We start from the raw sequence: 16497 nt of genomic DNA on the forward strand, positions 1-16497 counted from the left end.
TTGTTTTTTTCTTTAAAAAACAAAAGATACAGCAGACAGCCCGGACAGCAGGAAGACGATATAAATTATCCAAATTAATAATTATTAATCCTTTTTTGGAAGTATTTCGAGAAGCTCATCCATGTTGTTTGGAATTTTATATAGCGAGATGTTTTTGGAAATTGCTGGTATATCCTCAAAAGCTACTGCTCCCAAATAATTTTCGGCAAAATCAAAACTATAAACCTGCCAATTTTGAGAGTTTTGTAAAAGTGTTGAATCAATATGGTATTGTCCATCTAAACTAGGAAGGTTTTTAAAATCTTCATCAATTCCTTTTCCCAATGCTTTTACAAAGGCCTCTTTACGAGTCCACGATGTATAAAAGGCATGTTTTATATCAGATGAATTTTGAATCTGTAATACCTCATTGTCTTCAAAAACATCGGGAAGAAGAGTTGTAAATTTGAAATCATTAGACATATATTCAATATCTAATCCAACTTTTTTTCGAGAAATTGCTATGGCCGCAAATTCCTCAGAATGAGAAACATTAAAATGCAACCAAGGATGAGAGATTAAATACGGCTTCTTATTAAAATTATAATCAAAGTAAATATCTTTTATACGTAATTTACTGTATGCGGCTAAAATAAACTTTAAAATTGATCTATAAATAATAAAACGATTAGTGTCTGATTCTTTGTAATAGCGTTTAGATTTTTTTATTTCTTTGTCACTTAGGTATTTAGAAAGCTCAGTTTTTAAATCGGTAAAATTGGGTAGATAAATGGTATATATTATAATATCATTACTGTCTAAAAAAAACTTTTTATCAGGGATCGATTCTGCACTTTTTACATCTGAAAAAGAAATAGAGAGCTTAGATGTTTTCATGTTTCTCATCTAAAATATCTTGAATTAATCTCGCTAATACTTTATCATTTGGTGGAGCTACAATATTCAAGTGATTACCAGAGATATTATGTATAGTAACTCCTCCTAATGCTGCTTTTTTCCAGCCTAAATGTGTTGGGTCTAATTTGTAATTATCATCGTCTTTTGATCGAAATAAATCAACTTGAAAACTTTGTGGTTTAAGATGATAAAGGTCTACAATTTTTTTAACCATCTTGTCAGCTTCTATAAATTGTTGTAGGGCCAGTTCTTCTTGTTCGGACATTATTTTTTTCTTTCCAAAATGTCTTTGCAAGATGTATTCTTTTTTGCCGTTGATTCGCATTTTGAAGGCTTTCCAACTTAATAACATTTCTTTTAGGAAATCTAGTCTTCTGTAGGTAACATCCATATAGCGAACAAGTTGTTTACGTCGATAATTTCCATAATAGTATGAAGAATCTACGTAAGAATCTAGTAATGCTGTTAAACTTACTATTTTGCCTTGTGCTTTTAGCTGGCGTGTCATTTCAAAAGCTACAATTCCGCCAAAAGAAAAACCTGCCAACGCGTAAGGTCCTTTTGGATTTACTTTGATAATAGCATCTATATAATGTGCTGCCATTGCTTCTATTGATTCATACCATCCATCAAAACCTTTTGGTTTAGTACCTTGGATACCATAAACCGGCTGATCTTCGTCGAAGTGTTTACTCAGATTTATGAAATTTAATACATTGAGTCCTGCACCATGAACGATAAAAAGTGGCGGTTTGTTTCCCGTTGGTTTTATCGGAACTAAACAATCGGAATAAATTTCGGTACCTGTATTTAATAATTTTGCAAATTTTTCGACAGTTGAATATTTGAACAATGCTGATAATGGAATTCGTTTACCAGTATGTTTTTCTATTTCAATCATAACTTTTACACCTTTGATTGAATGACCGCCCATTTCAAAGAAATCGCTAAAAATATCGATATTTTCAATATTTAAGCTTTCTTTCCAAATAGTTGCAACTATATTTTCTTCTTCAGTACGCGGTGCAGTATAGGTTATTTTTTTGCTGACTTTGTATTGTGATAATGCTTTACGATCTATTTTTCCGTTAAGAGTTGTTGGTATCTTTTCTAACAAATTGAAATCATGTGGAATTAGTTGCGCTGGTAATTTTGCAGTTAAACTTTCACGCCATACAGGAATTTTAGTTTGTGCTTCTTCTATTCCTGAATCAGGTACAATATGAGCAATTAGGAAATTTTCATCAGCCAATACTACAGCTGATTTTATGCCATCAAGAGAAAGAAGTGCCTGTTCAACTTCACCTGGCTCAATGCGATGCCCTCTAATTTTAACTTGCTGGTCTAAACGACCTAAACATTCTATTTCATTATTAGGAAGTAACTTTCCTAAATCTCCTGTTCGATAAAATATTTCTTTTTCATCGTCGGAGAACTTGTTTTTAATGAATTTTTCAGCTGTTAGTTCTGGCCTGTTCCAGTAACCTTTTGCAACTCCATCGCCTCCAATTGTAATTTCTCCAATATTTCCAGGTGCAACAAGCTGGCCTTGTTCGTCCACTATGTAAATTTGTGTATTTCCAATTGGTTTACCTATAGTAATTATTTTATCATCGGCATTTATTTGTTTTAAAGAAGACCATATTGTTGTTTCTGTTGGACCGTAAACATTCCAAAGAGTATCACATTTATTTAAAAGCTCTTTAGCAAGGTCAACTGGCATTGCCTCACCACCGCATAGTGCTTTAATTGGAAGCTTTTCAGACCATCCTGAATCTAAAAGCATTGACCAAGTTGTTGGTGTAGCCTGTAAGAAATTTATTTTTTCTTTTTTTACTAAATCAAGTAAAAGTCTTCCATCTCTCGCAGTTTCATGATCGGCTAAAATTAATGTTGCTCCTTTTATTAAAGGCAGATATAATTCTAATCCTGCAATGTCAAACGAAATTGTAGTGATAGAAAGCAGTCTGTCATCTTGCTTTATACCAGGCTCCAAAGCCATACTCCAAAGAAAGTTAACTAAATTTTTATGAGTGATCGGTACTCCTTTTGGATTTCCTGTTGATCCTGATGTATAAAGTATATATGCAGTGTTTTCGGCGCTAAGAGTAAAAGAAAGTGGTACTGTCGAATATTGATTCAATGAATCTATGATATCTTCTATAAAAAGCATTTGTGACCATGAAGGTAACGATGCAAAGACTTCTTTACTAGTTAACAAGACTTTTGCGCCTGAATCGTTTAGCATTAATTCTAAACGTTCTTTAGGATATTCTGGGTCTAATGGTAAATATGCAGCTCCACATTGCATAATGGCTAACAATGTATAAAGCAGTTCTGGGCTTCTTGGAAATGAAACAGCTATAAAATCACCAGATTGGATGCCTTGTGCCTTTAAATAATGTGCAAATTGATTTACTTTTTCTTGCACTTCAAAATAGCTCATTTTTGAATCATGAAATTCTAATGCAATATTTTCTGGTGTTTTTTCTGCCTGTACTTTAAATAATTCAGTTAAGGTAACGTTTGGATAAGGCATTTCGGTATTATTTAACTCTGTGTAATCGGTTAAATAATTACCTCCAATTAAATCAGATAGCGGATTGTTTGCGTTAGCTATTACCTCTTTGATTATTTCTTCATACGAAGTCATCATTTGGCTTATCGTTTCTGGTTTAAAGAGTGTTGTGTTGTATGTCCATTGAAATGAAGGTCCTTCTTTAGCTCTAAAAATATGAAGCTGAATTTCAAAAGTTCCATATTGTCTTGGGTTTGCGTTAAAACTATGCGTAAGACCTGTATATGAAAATTCATTTTCAATAGTTCGTGCTAAATCAACTGTTAATATAACTGGTACAAGAGGAATTCTAGAAGGATCTCTTGCTATAGCAAAACTTTTTAAAAGATGGCCAAAACTTACTTGCTGATGTTCGTATGCATCAAACAATTCAGAATTTCGCTGTTTTAAATATTCTGCAAAACTAATATCAGGAGTAATTTTACTGCGTAAGGGAAGCAGGTTAACACAATCGCCAACCAATTGTCTCATATCGTACAATGTATTTCCTGAGGAAGGAAATCCAACCACTAAATCATTTTGACCTGTAGTTTTGCATAAGAAAATTTCAAAAGCGGCTAACAAAGTAGTAACTAAACTGCATCCTGAATTTATGCCTATATTTTTTAGTTCATTTATGATGGTATCATCTAAAGGAAAATCAATTCGATCACTATTATAAGTTCGTAAAGCAGGTCTCGTAAAATCTAATGGTAATTCAATAGTTGGAACTGATTCTTTATAGATATTGATCCAAAAGTCTTCAAGGGATTTGTATTCATGGCTTTCCATAAATGAATTAATTCTTTCGGCAAATTCACTAAAACGTTCTGGAGTTGGTAAGTGAGGTTTTTTATTTTCGAAATAAGCAGAATAAAGTGTGCCAAGCTCTTCTAAGATAATATCAATACTTAATCCGTCTCCAATAATATGATGAATTGTTAAAGTGGCAAGATGTTCAAAATCATCGACTTTAAGCAGATTAACTCTAAATAAGGGACCACTTACAAGATCAAAAAGTTTGTTAACCTCTTCTTTAATTAAGGCATTTGTTGCAGGTTCTTTTTCAGCAACAGGAAGATTAGAAAAATCATTATGCGAAATTTCGATAGTATAATTACTGTAGATGCACATAAAACGACCGTCTGGACTAAATACAGCTCGCAAACCTTCGTGTCGCTCCACCAAAGTATTTAGAGCCTTTTCGAAAATATCTACTGACAAGTTACCTTTAAATTTAATAGATACAGATAGGTTATAAGCCTTGTTTGCATCACTGCCTCCAAAAATGCAATCTGACCAAATTTCCTGCTGCGAATTGGTGGTATAAATTACTCGTTCGATTTCAGGCGAAAATGGATTAAATTGAATTAAAGTTTCAGTTTCCATTTCTGTTTGTATTTGAGGTTGATTTTTCATTGTTTTTCTATTTTAAATGTAATTGAACAGTTTTTAAATTGACAATTTAAAATATTAGTTATCTCTTGTCCTTATCTGATTTTTAAAGTTTGATTTTTATCAAACTTCCATTTTGATTGGGATCTGGAATAAACCATGCAGGATTTCCATTTTCGTCCCGACCTAGTTTGCTGCCTTGTACCGGAGGTTCAGTTGCTTTTATCGTGTATTTTTTTTCTGAACTATTGCTTTCAGAAAGTGGTTGGCCATTAACTTTTGAATGATCAAGTATTTTTTCTTTTTTTAGAAAACCATTAGCTCCATTAATATGTCCGTTAGTCCCATTTGTTTCCGTTATGTTTTCATTACTAAATTTAACAGAATCAAAATGTTCTGCTTTTAAATTTGTAAAGGAACCATTCCCATTAACTGAAGTAGTCTGGTAATTTTGTAATTGATCTACTTTTTGGCTTAAAAGATGAATCTGTTGAACAATTTGCTCCAATGAAATCTGATTTTGACTGGATGATAATTGTATACTAGTTGATAAAGCTGTTGAATCAATAGTTTGAACAGCAGGTATTTCAATCTCTGTAATTGGAATATTCAGTTGTTCTTCAGGAAGGTTTGATTCTATATATTCAGCTAAAAGTGATGGTGTTGAATATGCTTCGTTGAGTTGTCTAAATGTAATTGGTAAATCGAACTCTTTTTTCAGTTTTCCTGATAGTTGTGTAAGTGATAACGAATCTAAACCTAATTCTAAGAAAGTATTGTCTACAGCTTCAGATTCATACGTTATTCCAGAAGCATTTTTTATGATTTCTGATATCTTAATCAATACCGAATCTTTTCTAGAATTAGTTGTTTTAGTATTTATGATGTCGTTGTTTTGAGTCTCAATATGAGATGTATCAATACTAACAGGTTTTTGAACCACTATAGTTTCAATAACTCCTAGCGGTTCAATCCAGCAAGGTTTACGGTCAAAAACATAACTTGGCAGTTCAATTTTTTGTCTTTGCTGTGTGCTATAAAAAGCTTTCCAGTCTGGATTTACTCCTCTTGCCCATAAATCGCCTAAAGCATTTAACAGGGTAGAATATTCATTATCCTGTTCGTCTTTTGGGAAATTTAAACTTGGGAAAACAGGAATGATTTTTCCAGCGGCTTGTTGACGAGCTAAGGTCGTTAACGTTTGTCCAGGACCAACTTCCAACAGTATAAAATCATCTAACTCAAAAGCGGTATCCATTGCGTCTGCAAATCGGACAGTGTTTTTTAGTTGGTTTACCCAATATGTTGTACTTGTTGCTTCAGTATCTGTAAGCCATGTTCCAGATGCAGTAGAAATAATTGGTAATCTTGGAATGTTAAGTTTTACTTTTTCTAATTCATTTTTGAAGTCATCTAAAATAGGTTCCATCATAAAAGAATGAAAAGCATGACTTGTGTTCAAAAGTTTGTTTGGAATTTCTTTAGCATCTAGTTCTTGATTGAAAGCGGCGATATCTTCTTTTCTTCCAGAAACAACACAGAATTGAGTTGAATTTATTGCCGCAATCGAAAGTGTGTTAGGAATCAATTGGTTTAATTGATCAATAGGAACACGTACAATTAACATTGATCCGCCAGGCAGTCCACTGATTAATTTCCCTCTAACCGTAACGATATGTAATGCATCTTTTAAACTGAGAATTCCAGCCAGATGTGCGGCAGCAAATTCACCAATACTATGACCACATAGAAAAGTTGGTTTTATTCCCCAGCTCATCCACAATTGTGCTAATGCATATTCTGTGACAAATAGAGAAGGTTGTGTTAATCGAGTGTTTTTTAACTGCTCTTCGGCTTCAGGACAATCGTCTTTTGGGTATATTATATGTCGAATATCAAGTTTTAACTCATCCATCAATAATTCGGCACATTTATCTACAGCTTCACGATATACTTTTTCGTTATCATAAAGCGTTTTACCCATCTGGACATATTGAGATCCTTGTCCAGGAAATAGAAAGCCTATTTCTGATGGTGCACTTTTTAAAACTGAAGATTTAGTGGTTTTGGCTTTTAGACAAAGTAATTTTTCAGCAGCATCAGCTGTAGAATTAGAGATCAAAAAACTTCTATGATTGAAATCATCTCTAGTCATATTTAATGAATAAGCAATATCTGCCAGCGGTATTTCTCTTGATTTATCAATAAAATGACCTAAAGCATTTTCGTAGCCCAGTAAACTGTTTTGATTTTTTGCAGACCACATTAAGAGTTGTAAAGGACGCGAAGCTGAAGAAGGAACAGGCGTTTTATCATATTCTTCTAGGATAGTGTGAACATTTGTACTTCCAATACCAAATGAACTTACACCGGCTCTTCTTTTACCATCCGCATTCCAATCAATTAAAGTGTTGTTGACATAAAACGGACTATTATCAAAGTCAATATTTGGATTTGGTTTTACAAAATTTACCATTGGAGGTATTTTTTTATGTCGCATTGCCAATAATACCTTAATTACTCCTGCTACACCAGCGGCGGCTGTGGTATGTCCCATGTTACTTTTGATAGAACCTAATGCACAATAATTATTTTTTTCTTGTTTGCCATAAGCTATTTTAAGACCTTCAATTTCTATTGGATCGCCAATAGGAGTTGCGGTACCATGCGCTTCCATGTAACTAATTGTAGAAGGTGATACTTGTGCATCATTAAAAGCATTAATTATAGCACCCGCTTGTCCTTTTGGACTTGGAGCCATAAAGCTTCCTTTATCACCTCCGTCGTTATTTACACCAACACCTTTAATTACGCCATAGATAATATCTCCATCTTTTTCAGCTTCTTGGAGTCTTTTAAGAACAACTACTCCGGCTCCGTCACTAAAAACAGTTCCTTTTCCAGAAGCGTCAAAAGATCGGGTAGAACCGTCTGGACTTTTAATAAAACCGTCATCATAAAGGTGTCCACTGTTTATTGGTGCCGTTACGCTTGATCCTCCTGCAAGGGCAATATCGCACATGCCGGTTCTTATTGCTTTTACAGCTTCGGCAATTGCTAATAATGAAGTAGAGCAGGCAGAGTGAACGCTTACAGATGGACCTTTAAGATTTAAATGGTACGAAGTACGGGGAGCAATAAAATCTTTTCCATTAACGGTATAGATTTGTAAATCGCCTATAGCACTTTTTAATTCTTTGTTTGAAAAGATATTATTTTCATAGTAAGAATTGATTTCACTGCCTGAATATACTGCAATACTTCCTTTGTAATGTTTTGGTAAATGTCCAGCTTGTTCTAGTGCTTCGTATGAAATCTCCAAAAATATTCTGATTTGAGGATCCATTGCGGCGGCAAGCTGCGGATTTAAGCCAAAGAAAGCAGAATCAAATGTTTTGGCTGAAGGCAAAATTCCTCTTGCTCCAATATAAAGCGGATCATTGCGAAGACTTTCTGGTAAACTGCTGTCTAATTCTTCTTTAGTAAATAAAGAAATCGTTTCTTTTCCGTCTCTAAGATTTTCCCATAACTCGTCTATAGTGTCTGAACCTGGAAATCTTCCGGCCATACCAATAATAGCAATGTCTTGCGAGTCTGTTTTGTTATTTGTGCTTTTGAATGTAAAGATGTCTTCTTTATTATTCTCATTGTTGTTTTCTTCTAAAATAACTGCTAATTCTCTAATTGTAGGATGAATATAAATTTTTGAAACTGGTAGATCTTTCGATAGTTGCTGTCTCATTAAGGTTGTTACTTTTTGTGCAAGCACCGAACTTCCTCCCATATCAAAAAAGTCATCGTCGATACCAATGCTTGTTATTTTTAGTTCTTCGCTCCAGATTTTTGCAATATCTTTTTCCAGCTGCGTATTTGGTTTTTTGAAAAGTGGTGCCGAATCAGGTCTATTATATTCAGGAACTGGTAAGTTTTTTTTGTCAATTTTTCCGTTTGGTGTTATTGGAAATTCATCGACCCAAATATATTTTGAAGGCAATAATATTTCTGGCAGTACTTTAGAAAGTGACTCGTGAATTTGTTTTTCATCTTGTAATTGATCATCAGATTTTAGATAAGCTATAAGTTTATCTTCGTTTCCAAGATGACGGCTTACAATAACTGCAGATTGTTTAATACCTGACAGCGTATTTAAAGTAGCTTCAATTTCGCCAAGTTCAATTCGATGGCCTCTTATTTTTACCTGATGATCTATACGTCCTAAACATTGGAACTCTCCATTTGGGAGTAATTTTCCTAAATCTCCTGTGCGATATAGAACGGAATTAGGTGTTGCTCTAACTGAGTCGGGAATAAATTTTTCGGCTGTAAGTTCTGGACGTTTCCAGTAACCTTCTGCGACTCCGTCTCCACCAATAACGATTTCCCCAATTTCTCCTGATTCAACCATTTTACCTTTTTCATCTAACAAATAAATTTGAGTATTTGCAATTGGAAGTCCAATCGTAATTAATTCATCATCAGATTTAATTTGTTTTACTGCAGACCAAACCGTAGTTTCAGTAGGTCCATACATATTCCAAAGAGATTCACATCTTTCAGTAAGTTTACGAGCTAGATTCAAAGGCATCGCTTCACCGCCGCATAAAGCTTTTAATGGTAATGGATTTTCCCAGCCCGCATCAAGCAACATCTGCCATGTCGTTGGAGTAGCTTGTAATATTGTAATTTCCTTTTTTTGTAAATGATTTAGTAAAAGATGCCCGTCTCGAGTAGTTTCATAATCGGCAAAAACTACTGAAGCACCTGTAATTAAAGGTAAAAATAATTCTAAACCTGCAATGTCAAAGGAAATGGTAGTAATAGAAAGCAGTTTGTCTTCTGGTTGAATACCAGGCTCAATTGCCATACTGTAAAGAAAGTTTACTAAGTTCTTATGTGTTACAGTTACTCCTTTTGGTTTTCCAGTTGATCCAGAAGTATACATTATATAGGCCACTGATTTATTAGGAACTGAAATAGTTAGTGATAAATCTGGATATTGATCAAGTGAAGACAATACCTCTTCTATTAGTATGTTTTTGGAATTTTTTGGTAATGAAGCCGATAGCAGTTTGGTAGTTAGTAAAAAACTAGCTTCTGAATCTTCCAGCATAAATTCTAGGCGTTCGGCTGGAAATTTTGGATCTAATGGTAAATAGGCTGCTCCACATTGCAGAATTGCCAATAGAGAAGCAATTAAATTAGGATTTCTTTCCATAGATACAGCTACAAACTGTCCAGGACATAAACCTTGGGCTAAAAAATAGTTAGCCATTTGATTTATGGTTTTTGCTAATTCTTTATAGGTAATTTTTTGATTGTCAAATTCAAGTGCTGTTGAATTTGGAGTTGCCTCGGCTTGCTTTATAAAAAGCTCATGCAATGCATTTTGAGGATAACTCATTTTTTTCCAATTTACCTCTTTGTCAAAACTATTGTTATTAGATCTTTTCATTTTAATGATATTAAAATTAAAATTGAGCAAAATAATATGATAAAATCGGCGTTACTAAAAATGAAACTTGGTTAAAACCTTGTTATTTAGTTTTTTAGCGATATATAATTGTAGTTTTAATTACAATTAGCAGCTTTGTCAATAAATAGATGTAAGAATTTTAATTGGTTCTGGCTTTTATTTTGGCTCTGTATTAAAATGGTATTTTTCACTTATTCTTTAATAAGTTGATCAAAAAAAGGAATTTTTTTTCAGTAAATCTTGCATTTTCCATATAAAGCTATTATTCTCGATGAATAGCATGTTTTAAATTGTATAAGGCAAATTTTATTAAAAATTGTAAGGAGATTTTGGAGGGATTTTTTGCTTCTAAATGCCTTTTTTTATCAATTTTTGAGGTTATAAAGAGGGCTTTTTGTAGTATGAATTGTTGCTTTTTCTCAAAAAAGATATTTTAAGTATATAAAATATGGAATAAATATTTATTTTTGCGATACCTATCTTTTTGATTTGTAATTAGATACAAATGCGTTAATTAAATGCATAGATTAATCGTTACATTAAGTGATAATTATGAAATACAAATAATATAGCTAGGTATTTTGAGGATTAAATAAAAAGCATCTATAGATGTAATTTATGAAATAAAACGGCGTTAATTTTAGTAGTACTAACCTATTTAGATTTAAGCCAAAAATATTTCAAATACATCTTTAAAGTAATACTATATTAAAAGTCTTTTTTTACAATTGACCATCCAAGAAAAAGAAAAATTTAACTTTTTCAATGTAAGTAAATAGTCATTAAAATACTACATTTTAGGTATTTAATCGGAATTATTATTATTTTTATCGATTATTTTTTGAAATTAAATATTTTTGCAGTATAAATAAACAAGAGAATTATACGCAATTGTGAAGTATCTGAAATCGATAAATATCAACCTACTATTAGTAATAATGTTATTGATTCCTTTTGTAGGAATTAGCCAAACGACGTCCCCGAATTCAAATGAAATGATGGAAACCATTATTGCTTCTGGAAGCAGTGCAAGTGGTAGTTCTGGAACGGTAACTTATTCTATTGGACAAGTATTTTATACTTATATTGGTGTAGAATCTGTTTATAATGTAGCGCAAGGTATACAACACCAAGAAGCTGGCACTTCATTAGATATCCCAGATATAGAAAAACCTACAACGCAAATAGTTGCTTTCCCAAATCCAGCAATAGATTTTGTAAACATTAGTATGACCGGATTAGAGCTTGAAGGACAGAAATATTATAGACTTTATGATATACAAGGAAGGCTTTTGAAGCAAAATTTAATTAATCAGACCGAAGCTCAAGTAAGCCTCAGTTATCTTAGTCCGTCTATTTATATATTGGTAGTATATAATGACAGCCAAATTCTGAAATCATTTAAAATAATTAAAAATTAAAAAATATAGATCTAATGAAACTTGCACATACCCTTTTATTATTATTTGTGACTGTTACGTTTAAGGTATTTGCACAATCACCTGAAAAAATGAGTTATCAGGCAATTATTCGAGCACAGGATAATAGTTTGGTTGTTAACTCAAGAATTAGTCTTAAAATTATTGTACATCAAGGTACTGCTACTGGAACTAATGTTTATCAGGAAACTCATTCTGTAAATACAAATGGTAATGGTTTGGTTTCTCTTGAAATAGGAACTGGAACAATTGTTACTGGTAATTTTAGTCAAATTGCTTGGGATAAAGGACCTTATTTCATAGAAACACAAGTCGATGTAAAAGGAGGGACTAATTATAACATTACAGGAGTTACACAGCTTTTAAGCGTTCCGTACGCATTGTATGCAAAAACAGCGGGTTCGACAACTGCAGCTGCGAGCAGAGCTGTAATTGTTTCATTTACTTCTTCGAGAAATATTGCTGTTGCAGATATCAACAATACAATAGAATGTACAACATCCTCCACATTAACTCTAACTTCTGATTTTGGAAGTATGGCGGTGGGTGAAACTATCAATTTGGAAGCTCATAACGGTGCAGTGCTTACAATTCAGGCAGCTTCTGGTGTTGCTCTTAATTATACCGCTGGCGGAAGTGGGAAATTTACAAGCACAGCTGGAAACGTAAGGTTTGGATTTCTTAGAAAAACAGGCACAAATTCCTATATTATTTCAGGACAATGAAGCATTTAATTTATTTTTTACTCTTTTCAACTGCAGTTTTTTCTCAGAACTATCATTATGCAATAGATGAAGCTCCAGTGAAAACTACTCCTCCAGTAGTAACTCCAGGCGTAAATAACCAAAAAGAAGAAATTGATTATTTTAATGCTTATTTGTTACCAGTTACTCAAAAAGCAACTATTCAAGCTGCCTTAGATAAGTATGGTTCTGTACGATTAGAAAAAGGTGATTATACGGGAGTTGATATTGTAATGAAAAGTAATCAGCGATTATATGGACATTCTACTTTAAGTCCAGTATCCAATATTACAATTGCAGCAGGAAGTACTAATGTGCTTTTGCAGGATTTATTGCCAAATGGTAAAACGATAACTTTTCAAGCTGGGGGTGTTATTTCTAATTGCACGCTAAAGTCAATCAAATGGGCCACTGTAAAAGCAACCAATGCTCAAATAGAAAACAATTTATTTATTAATGTAATGAGTGCCATACAATTTGATTGTAGTGCATCAGGATATTTTAGAAATAATAAAATCATAAAGCATCAGGTACATGGCACGTCCAATCAGCTTGTAATGAAAGGAAACAGCACAACCCCTAGTTACGGAAATGTACATTTACATTCTAACTTCTTAACACCAGCGGGAGATGCTACAGATATTAATAATCTTCAGTCGATGACTTTTGTTGGACTAGATAGTGAAGCTTGGAATTTCAGTGGTACAGGTACTAAACCTATGTTGTATATGCAGAACATGGGGAATGTAAAGATTACAGATTTTGGAGGAGGAAACGGATATTCTACTGTTCAAACTCCAACTTTTGATATTACGGCCAATAATTTATTCTTCTTTAATAAACTTATTCAAGGAGAAGGAACAAGCGGTGCTCCATCTGTATCAGGAAAAACTAATGTGCTTTATTTTGTTGGAGAACATGATACTTATAAAAGAAGTACTTCGCCTGTTACAGGATTTGACTTAAAAGCGCATATCCGAGGAATAGGACTGGATAAAGAGGTTACTTTGAATGGAACATCTCAGAACGCTGCTATTTCAGGTTCATCTGCTATTTCTACAGCTATTGTAGGTACAAAATATACACCATTCAGCCGTACAACGTGGGAAACATTGCCAGATCCTTTAGGCCCGAATTGGGCGTCTGATAGATCGGGAAAAACAGATAATACTAGTTATATTCAGAATTTAATAAATACTAAAGGTATTGCAGAACTTCCTGAAGGTACTTTTTATATTAGTTCAACTTTAAAAATGCCCGTAGACGGAACAAAAGGTATTATTGGAGCAGGAACAGGAAAAACAGTAATTGTTGGTCTAAAAGACGATTTCCCTTTAATAACACTTTCTGAATCTGCAACAGGTGATAATAATTTCGTGCTTTCTCATTTAACATTACAAGGTGGAAGCGTTGGAGTATATGCTCCTGATGAAATGGATTTGATTGCTTTTACAAATTTAAAATATGTTGTATTTAGAAATCAAAACTATGGTATTCATTTGTATCGAATTTTTGGATTAGACAACTGCTTTTTTGATAGTTTAAGTTTTGTAAATTGTAACATAGGATTCTTCCAAGATCCGAATCCTGTATATACGATTAAAGAAGCGGGATATGTGGATAAAGTTGTTTTCTACAACGGACAGTTTTTAAACTGCGGAACGGCAGTATCTATGAAAGCAACAAGAGCCGATAATCTAAATGCATGGGTCAATTGTAAGTTTGATGGAAATAGTTTAGCGTTTGATATTTCCGGACATAATTTTCCTATAGCGGCTAATTGCGATTTTACGAATCATAAAGGACCTCATATTATACGAGATGCTCCTTTGTCGTTATACAGCTGTAATTTCTATAATAATGCAAGCACAGACGCTATAATTAGAGGACAAGGAAGTTTTATGGAAGGTTGTACGCTGCAGGATAATATTCCAGTGTTTTCTTCGACTGTACATTATCAAATGAGCAACTATATACTTAATTCAACCATTAAAGGAACTGTTACAAGAACTTACGGAATGACTCAAGGGGTATATGTAAATAGTAATTTACAATCCAATACTGCTTTTAGTAAGCTGTTAGTAAATATGAAAGATAATGTGCCCATTATATTGATAAATGAAACACCAAATCCTTACCCACAGCTTTTAGTGACACAATAGAAAGATTGCGTAAAGATTTTAATTATTTTTTATATTCTTTGAGTTTGAAAAATAATCTGATATAATATCTACAAAAAACACTTATAAAAAGAGGTTGAAATTAGTTAATCTAATTCTCAGCCTCTTTTTTATTTTTTACTGAGAAAGCTACTGTAATTAAGTTGTGCGACGGGTAAAACTACGCGATTATTTTCTTACATCATAAGGTTTTTATATCAATATTAGACTTAACTAAGAGCCTTAAAACTCGTCATGTTGTATTTTATCGGATTTTAAAATCCGTTGAACAGATTTATTATTATAAACTCGAAACATTATATATTTTTGATCGAAATTTAAAATGAATGATAAAGAAAAATAGTCATTTAGCTTTAAATCTTATTAATAATTGAATGGTTGGTGTTCTAAGTTGATTTTTTTGTAAAATAAATTGAAATGCCTTGCAGATAATTTTATAATGAATTGTGACGATACCTCCAAAATACGAATTATTTATATTTTTTATTTTTTATGAAATATAGTGTATACGAAAATATTAGAAAGATAAGAGAATTAAAAAATTTGACTAGGGAATACGTAGCAGCCGAACTAAAAATGAGTACAAGCGGTTATGGTAAGATTGAAAGAGGTGATGTTGATTTGACAGTTTCCAAACTGATTGAAATTTCAAAAGTTTTGGAGGTTTCAATAGAGTTCATCTTTAAATTCGACGTTTCAATTTTCTTTAGTGAGACCAGATAGAATCTCTTCCTATAATTTGTTAAATATTATAAAAACAAACTTTAAAAGTTTAAAAAAGTAATAAAAAATTAAGATCATGGAAAATTACTACTTAAAGATAAAAGAGTATCGGTTACAAAATAATCATACTCCAGAATATGTAGCTATTCAAATGGAAATGAGCGTAAAAACATATGAGAAAATCGAAAATGGAATGATAGATCTTAAACTATCTAAATTGGATCGATTAGTAAAAATTCTAGGCATCAAAAAAAGCCAAATCTTCCAATTGGAAAATTAATATTTTTTCCAATTATCATCTGCTTTCTTCATGAAAAAGAAGAGTTTCAAGTAAGGTGTAATTTCTTGAAAAACTCTTTTTTTTCATTAATTATTATTTATGTTTTACCTTTAAAACATATCCTAAAGATTCCAAAATTAATACATAGTGCGTTTTTGTAATATCCTTTACAACCGCATTTTGATCGCAAAACGGACCAGAATTTAAATGTACTTTATCTCCAATTTGATATTGCATAACAGATATTTCTGAAGCTGTATCTCCAGTATTCAACCACTCTTTAATAGTTTCAATTTCTTGGTCTTTAACTACAGCATGTCTTCCGAGCCAAAATAAAAAGCGAACAACTCCAGGAGAATGAAATACAAGATTTCTATCTTTTTCGGCTAATTGAACAAATATGTAATGATTAAACAATGGTACTTCCACCTTCACTTTCCTATCTGATCTTTGCTGGACTTTTTTTATAACAGGGCAATAACAGTTTATATTAAACTTGCTTAATTGTTCTGCGGCTCTTTTTTCCCATTTAGGTTTGGTGTATACTACATACCATTTCATAATTGTTACTGTATTAATTGTATTTTAAAATAGTTGTTTAAAAAAGTAAAGCTCTTTGTTTAGATAAACATTCTTTTTAATTCATTGATAAGAGATAACTCATAGTACAATTTTGCCTCTTGTTTAAGAAAGCTTTTTCAAGTCAAATTAGAAATAGAGATTGAAAAAAACGTCTTTAAAGCTATCAGACTTTTTATCTATAAACTAAGGAGTAAATTTAATTCTGACACTCGAAAATTATGGATGCTT

The 16497-nt window shown here is 32.6% G+C and carries 9 protein-coding genes; 5 read left to right on the forward strand and 4 right to left on the reverse strand.

Annotated features, from left to right (window positions below; translation table 11 throughout):
• Positions 1 to 84: 84 nt before the first annotated feature.
• The 3 genes from GSY47_RS06385 to GSY47_RS06395 form a co-directional block, all read right to left on the reverse strand.
• Positions 85 to 876, reverse strand: coding sequence for a 4'-phosphopantetheinyl transferase family protein (locus tag GSY47_RS06385; protein ID WP_179004860.1), 792 nt, complete (start codon positions 874 to 876; stop codon positions 85 to 87).
• On the reverse strand, positions 863 to 4873 hold the full coding sequence (locus GSY47_RS06390; protein ID WP_179004862.1) for a non-ribosomal peptide synthetase: 4011 nt from the start codon (positions 4871 to 4873) through the stop codon (positions 863 to 865). The genes GSY47_RS06385 and GSY47_RS06390 overlap by 14 nt, the downstream gene beginning before the upstream one ends.
• A gap of 82 nt (positions 4874 to 4955) precedes the next feature.
• Positions 4956 to 10301 carry a polyketide synthase gene (locus tag GSY47_RS06395; RefSeq protein ID WP_179004864.1) on the reverse strand — a complete coding sequence of 1782 codons (5346 nt, stop codon included), beginning with the start codon at positions 10299 to 10301 and terminating at the stop codon, positions 4956 to 4958.
• 1016 nt (positions 10302 to 11317) lie between these two features.
• Between GSY47_RS06395 and GSY47_RS06400 the strand changes: the two genes are divergently transcribed.
• The 5 genes from GSY47_RS06400 to GSY47_RS06420 all read left to right on the forward strand — a co-directional run bounded on the left by GSY47_RS06400 (position 11318) and on the right by GSY47_RS06420 (position 15687).
• Positions 11318 to 11743, forward strand: a complete 426-nt coding sequence (locus GSY47_RS06400; protein ID WP_179004866.1) for a T9SS type A sorting domain-containing protein — start codon at positions 11318 to 11320, stop codon at positions 11741 to 11743.
• A 14-nt stretch (positions 11744 to 11757) separates the two neighbouring features.
• Positions 11758 to 12486 carry a hypothetical protein gene (locus tag GSY47_RS06405; RefSeq protein WP_179004868.1) on the forward strand — a complete coding sequence of 243 codons (729 nt, stop codon included), beginning with the start codon at positions 11758 to 11760 and terminating at the stop codon, positions 12484 to 12486.
• The gene (locus tag GSY47_RS06410) at positions 12483 to 14666 is read left to right on the forward strand and encodes a hypothetical protein (RefSeq protein WP_179004870.1); all 2184 of its coding nucleotides are present in this window, start codon (positions 12483 to 12485) and stop codon (positions 14664 to 14666) included. The genes GSY47_RS06405 and GSY47_RS06410 overlap by 4 nt, the downstream gene beginning before the upstream one ends.
• Positions 14667 to 15176: 510 nt before the next feature.
• Positions 15177 to 15407: a helix-turn-helix transcriptional regulator gene (locus GSY47_RS06415; RefSeq protein WP_091492892.1), complete on the forward strand. Its 231-nt coding sequence runs from the start codon at positions 15177 to 15179 to the stop codon at positions 15405 to 15407.
• Between the two features lie 76 nt (positions 15408 to 15483).
• A complete protein-coding gene (locus GSY47_RS06420) occupies positions 15484 to 15687 on the forward strand; it encodes a helix-turn-helix domain-containing protein (RefSeq protein ID WP_091492894.1) in 204 nt (67 codons plus the stop codon).
• A gap of 93 nt (positions 15688 to 15780) precedes the next feature.
• On the opposite strand, the gene GSY47_RS06425 is transcribed toward GSY47_RS06420, so the two are convergent.
• Positions 15781 to 16248 carry a UpxY family transcription antiterminator gene (locus tag GSY47_RS06425; RefSeq protein ID WP_179004872.1) on the reverse strand — a complete coding sequence of 156 codons (468 nt, stop codon included), beginning with the start codon at positions 16246 to 16248 and terminating at the stop codon, positions 15781 to 15783.
• Positions 16249 to 16497: the final 249 nt, after the last annotated feature.

Source organism: Flavobacterium quisquiliarum (assembly GCF_019308285.1).
Classification (GTDB): domain Bacteria; phylum Bacteroidota; class Bacteroidia; order Flavobacteriales; family Flavobacteriaceae; genus Flavobacterium; species Flavobacterium quisquiliarum.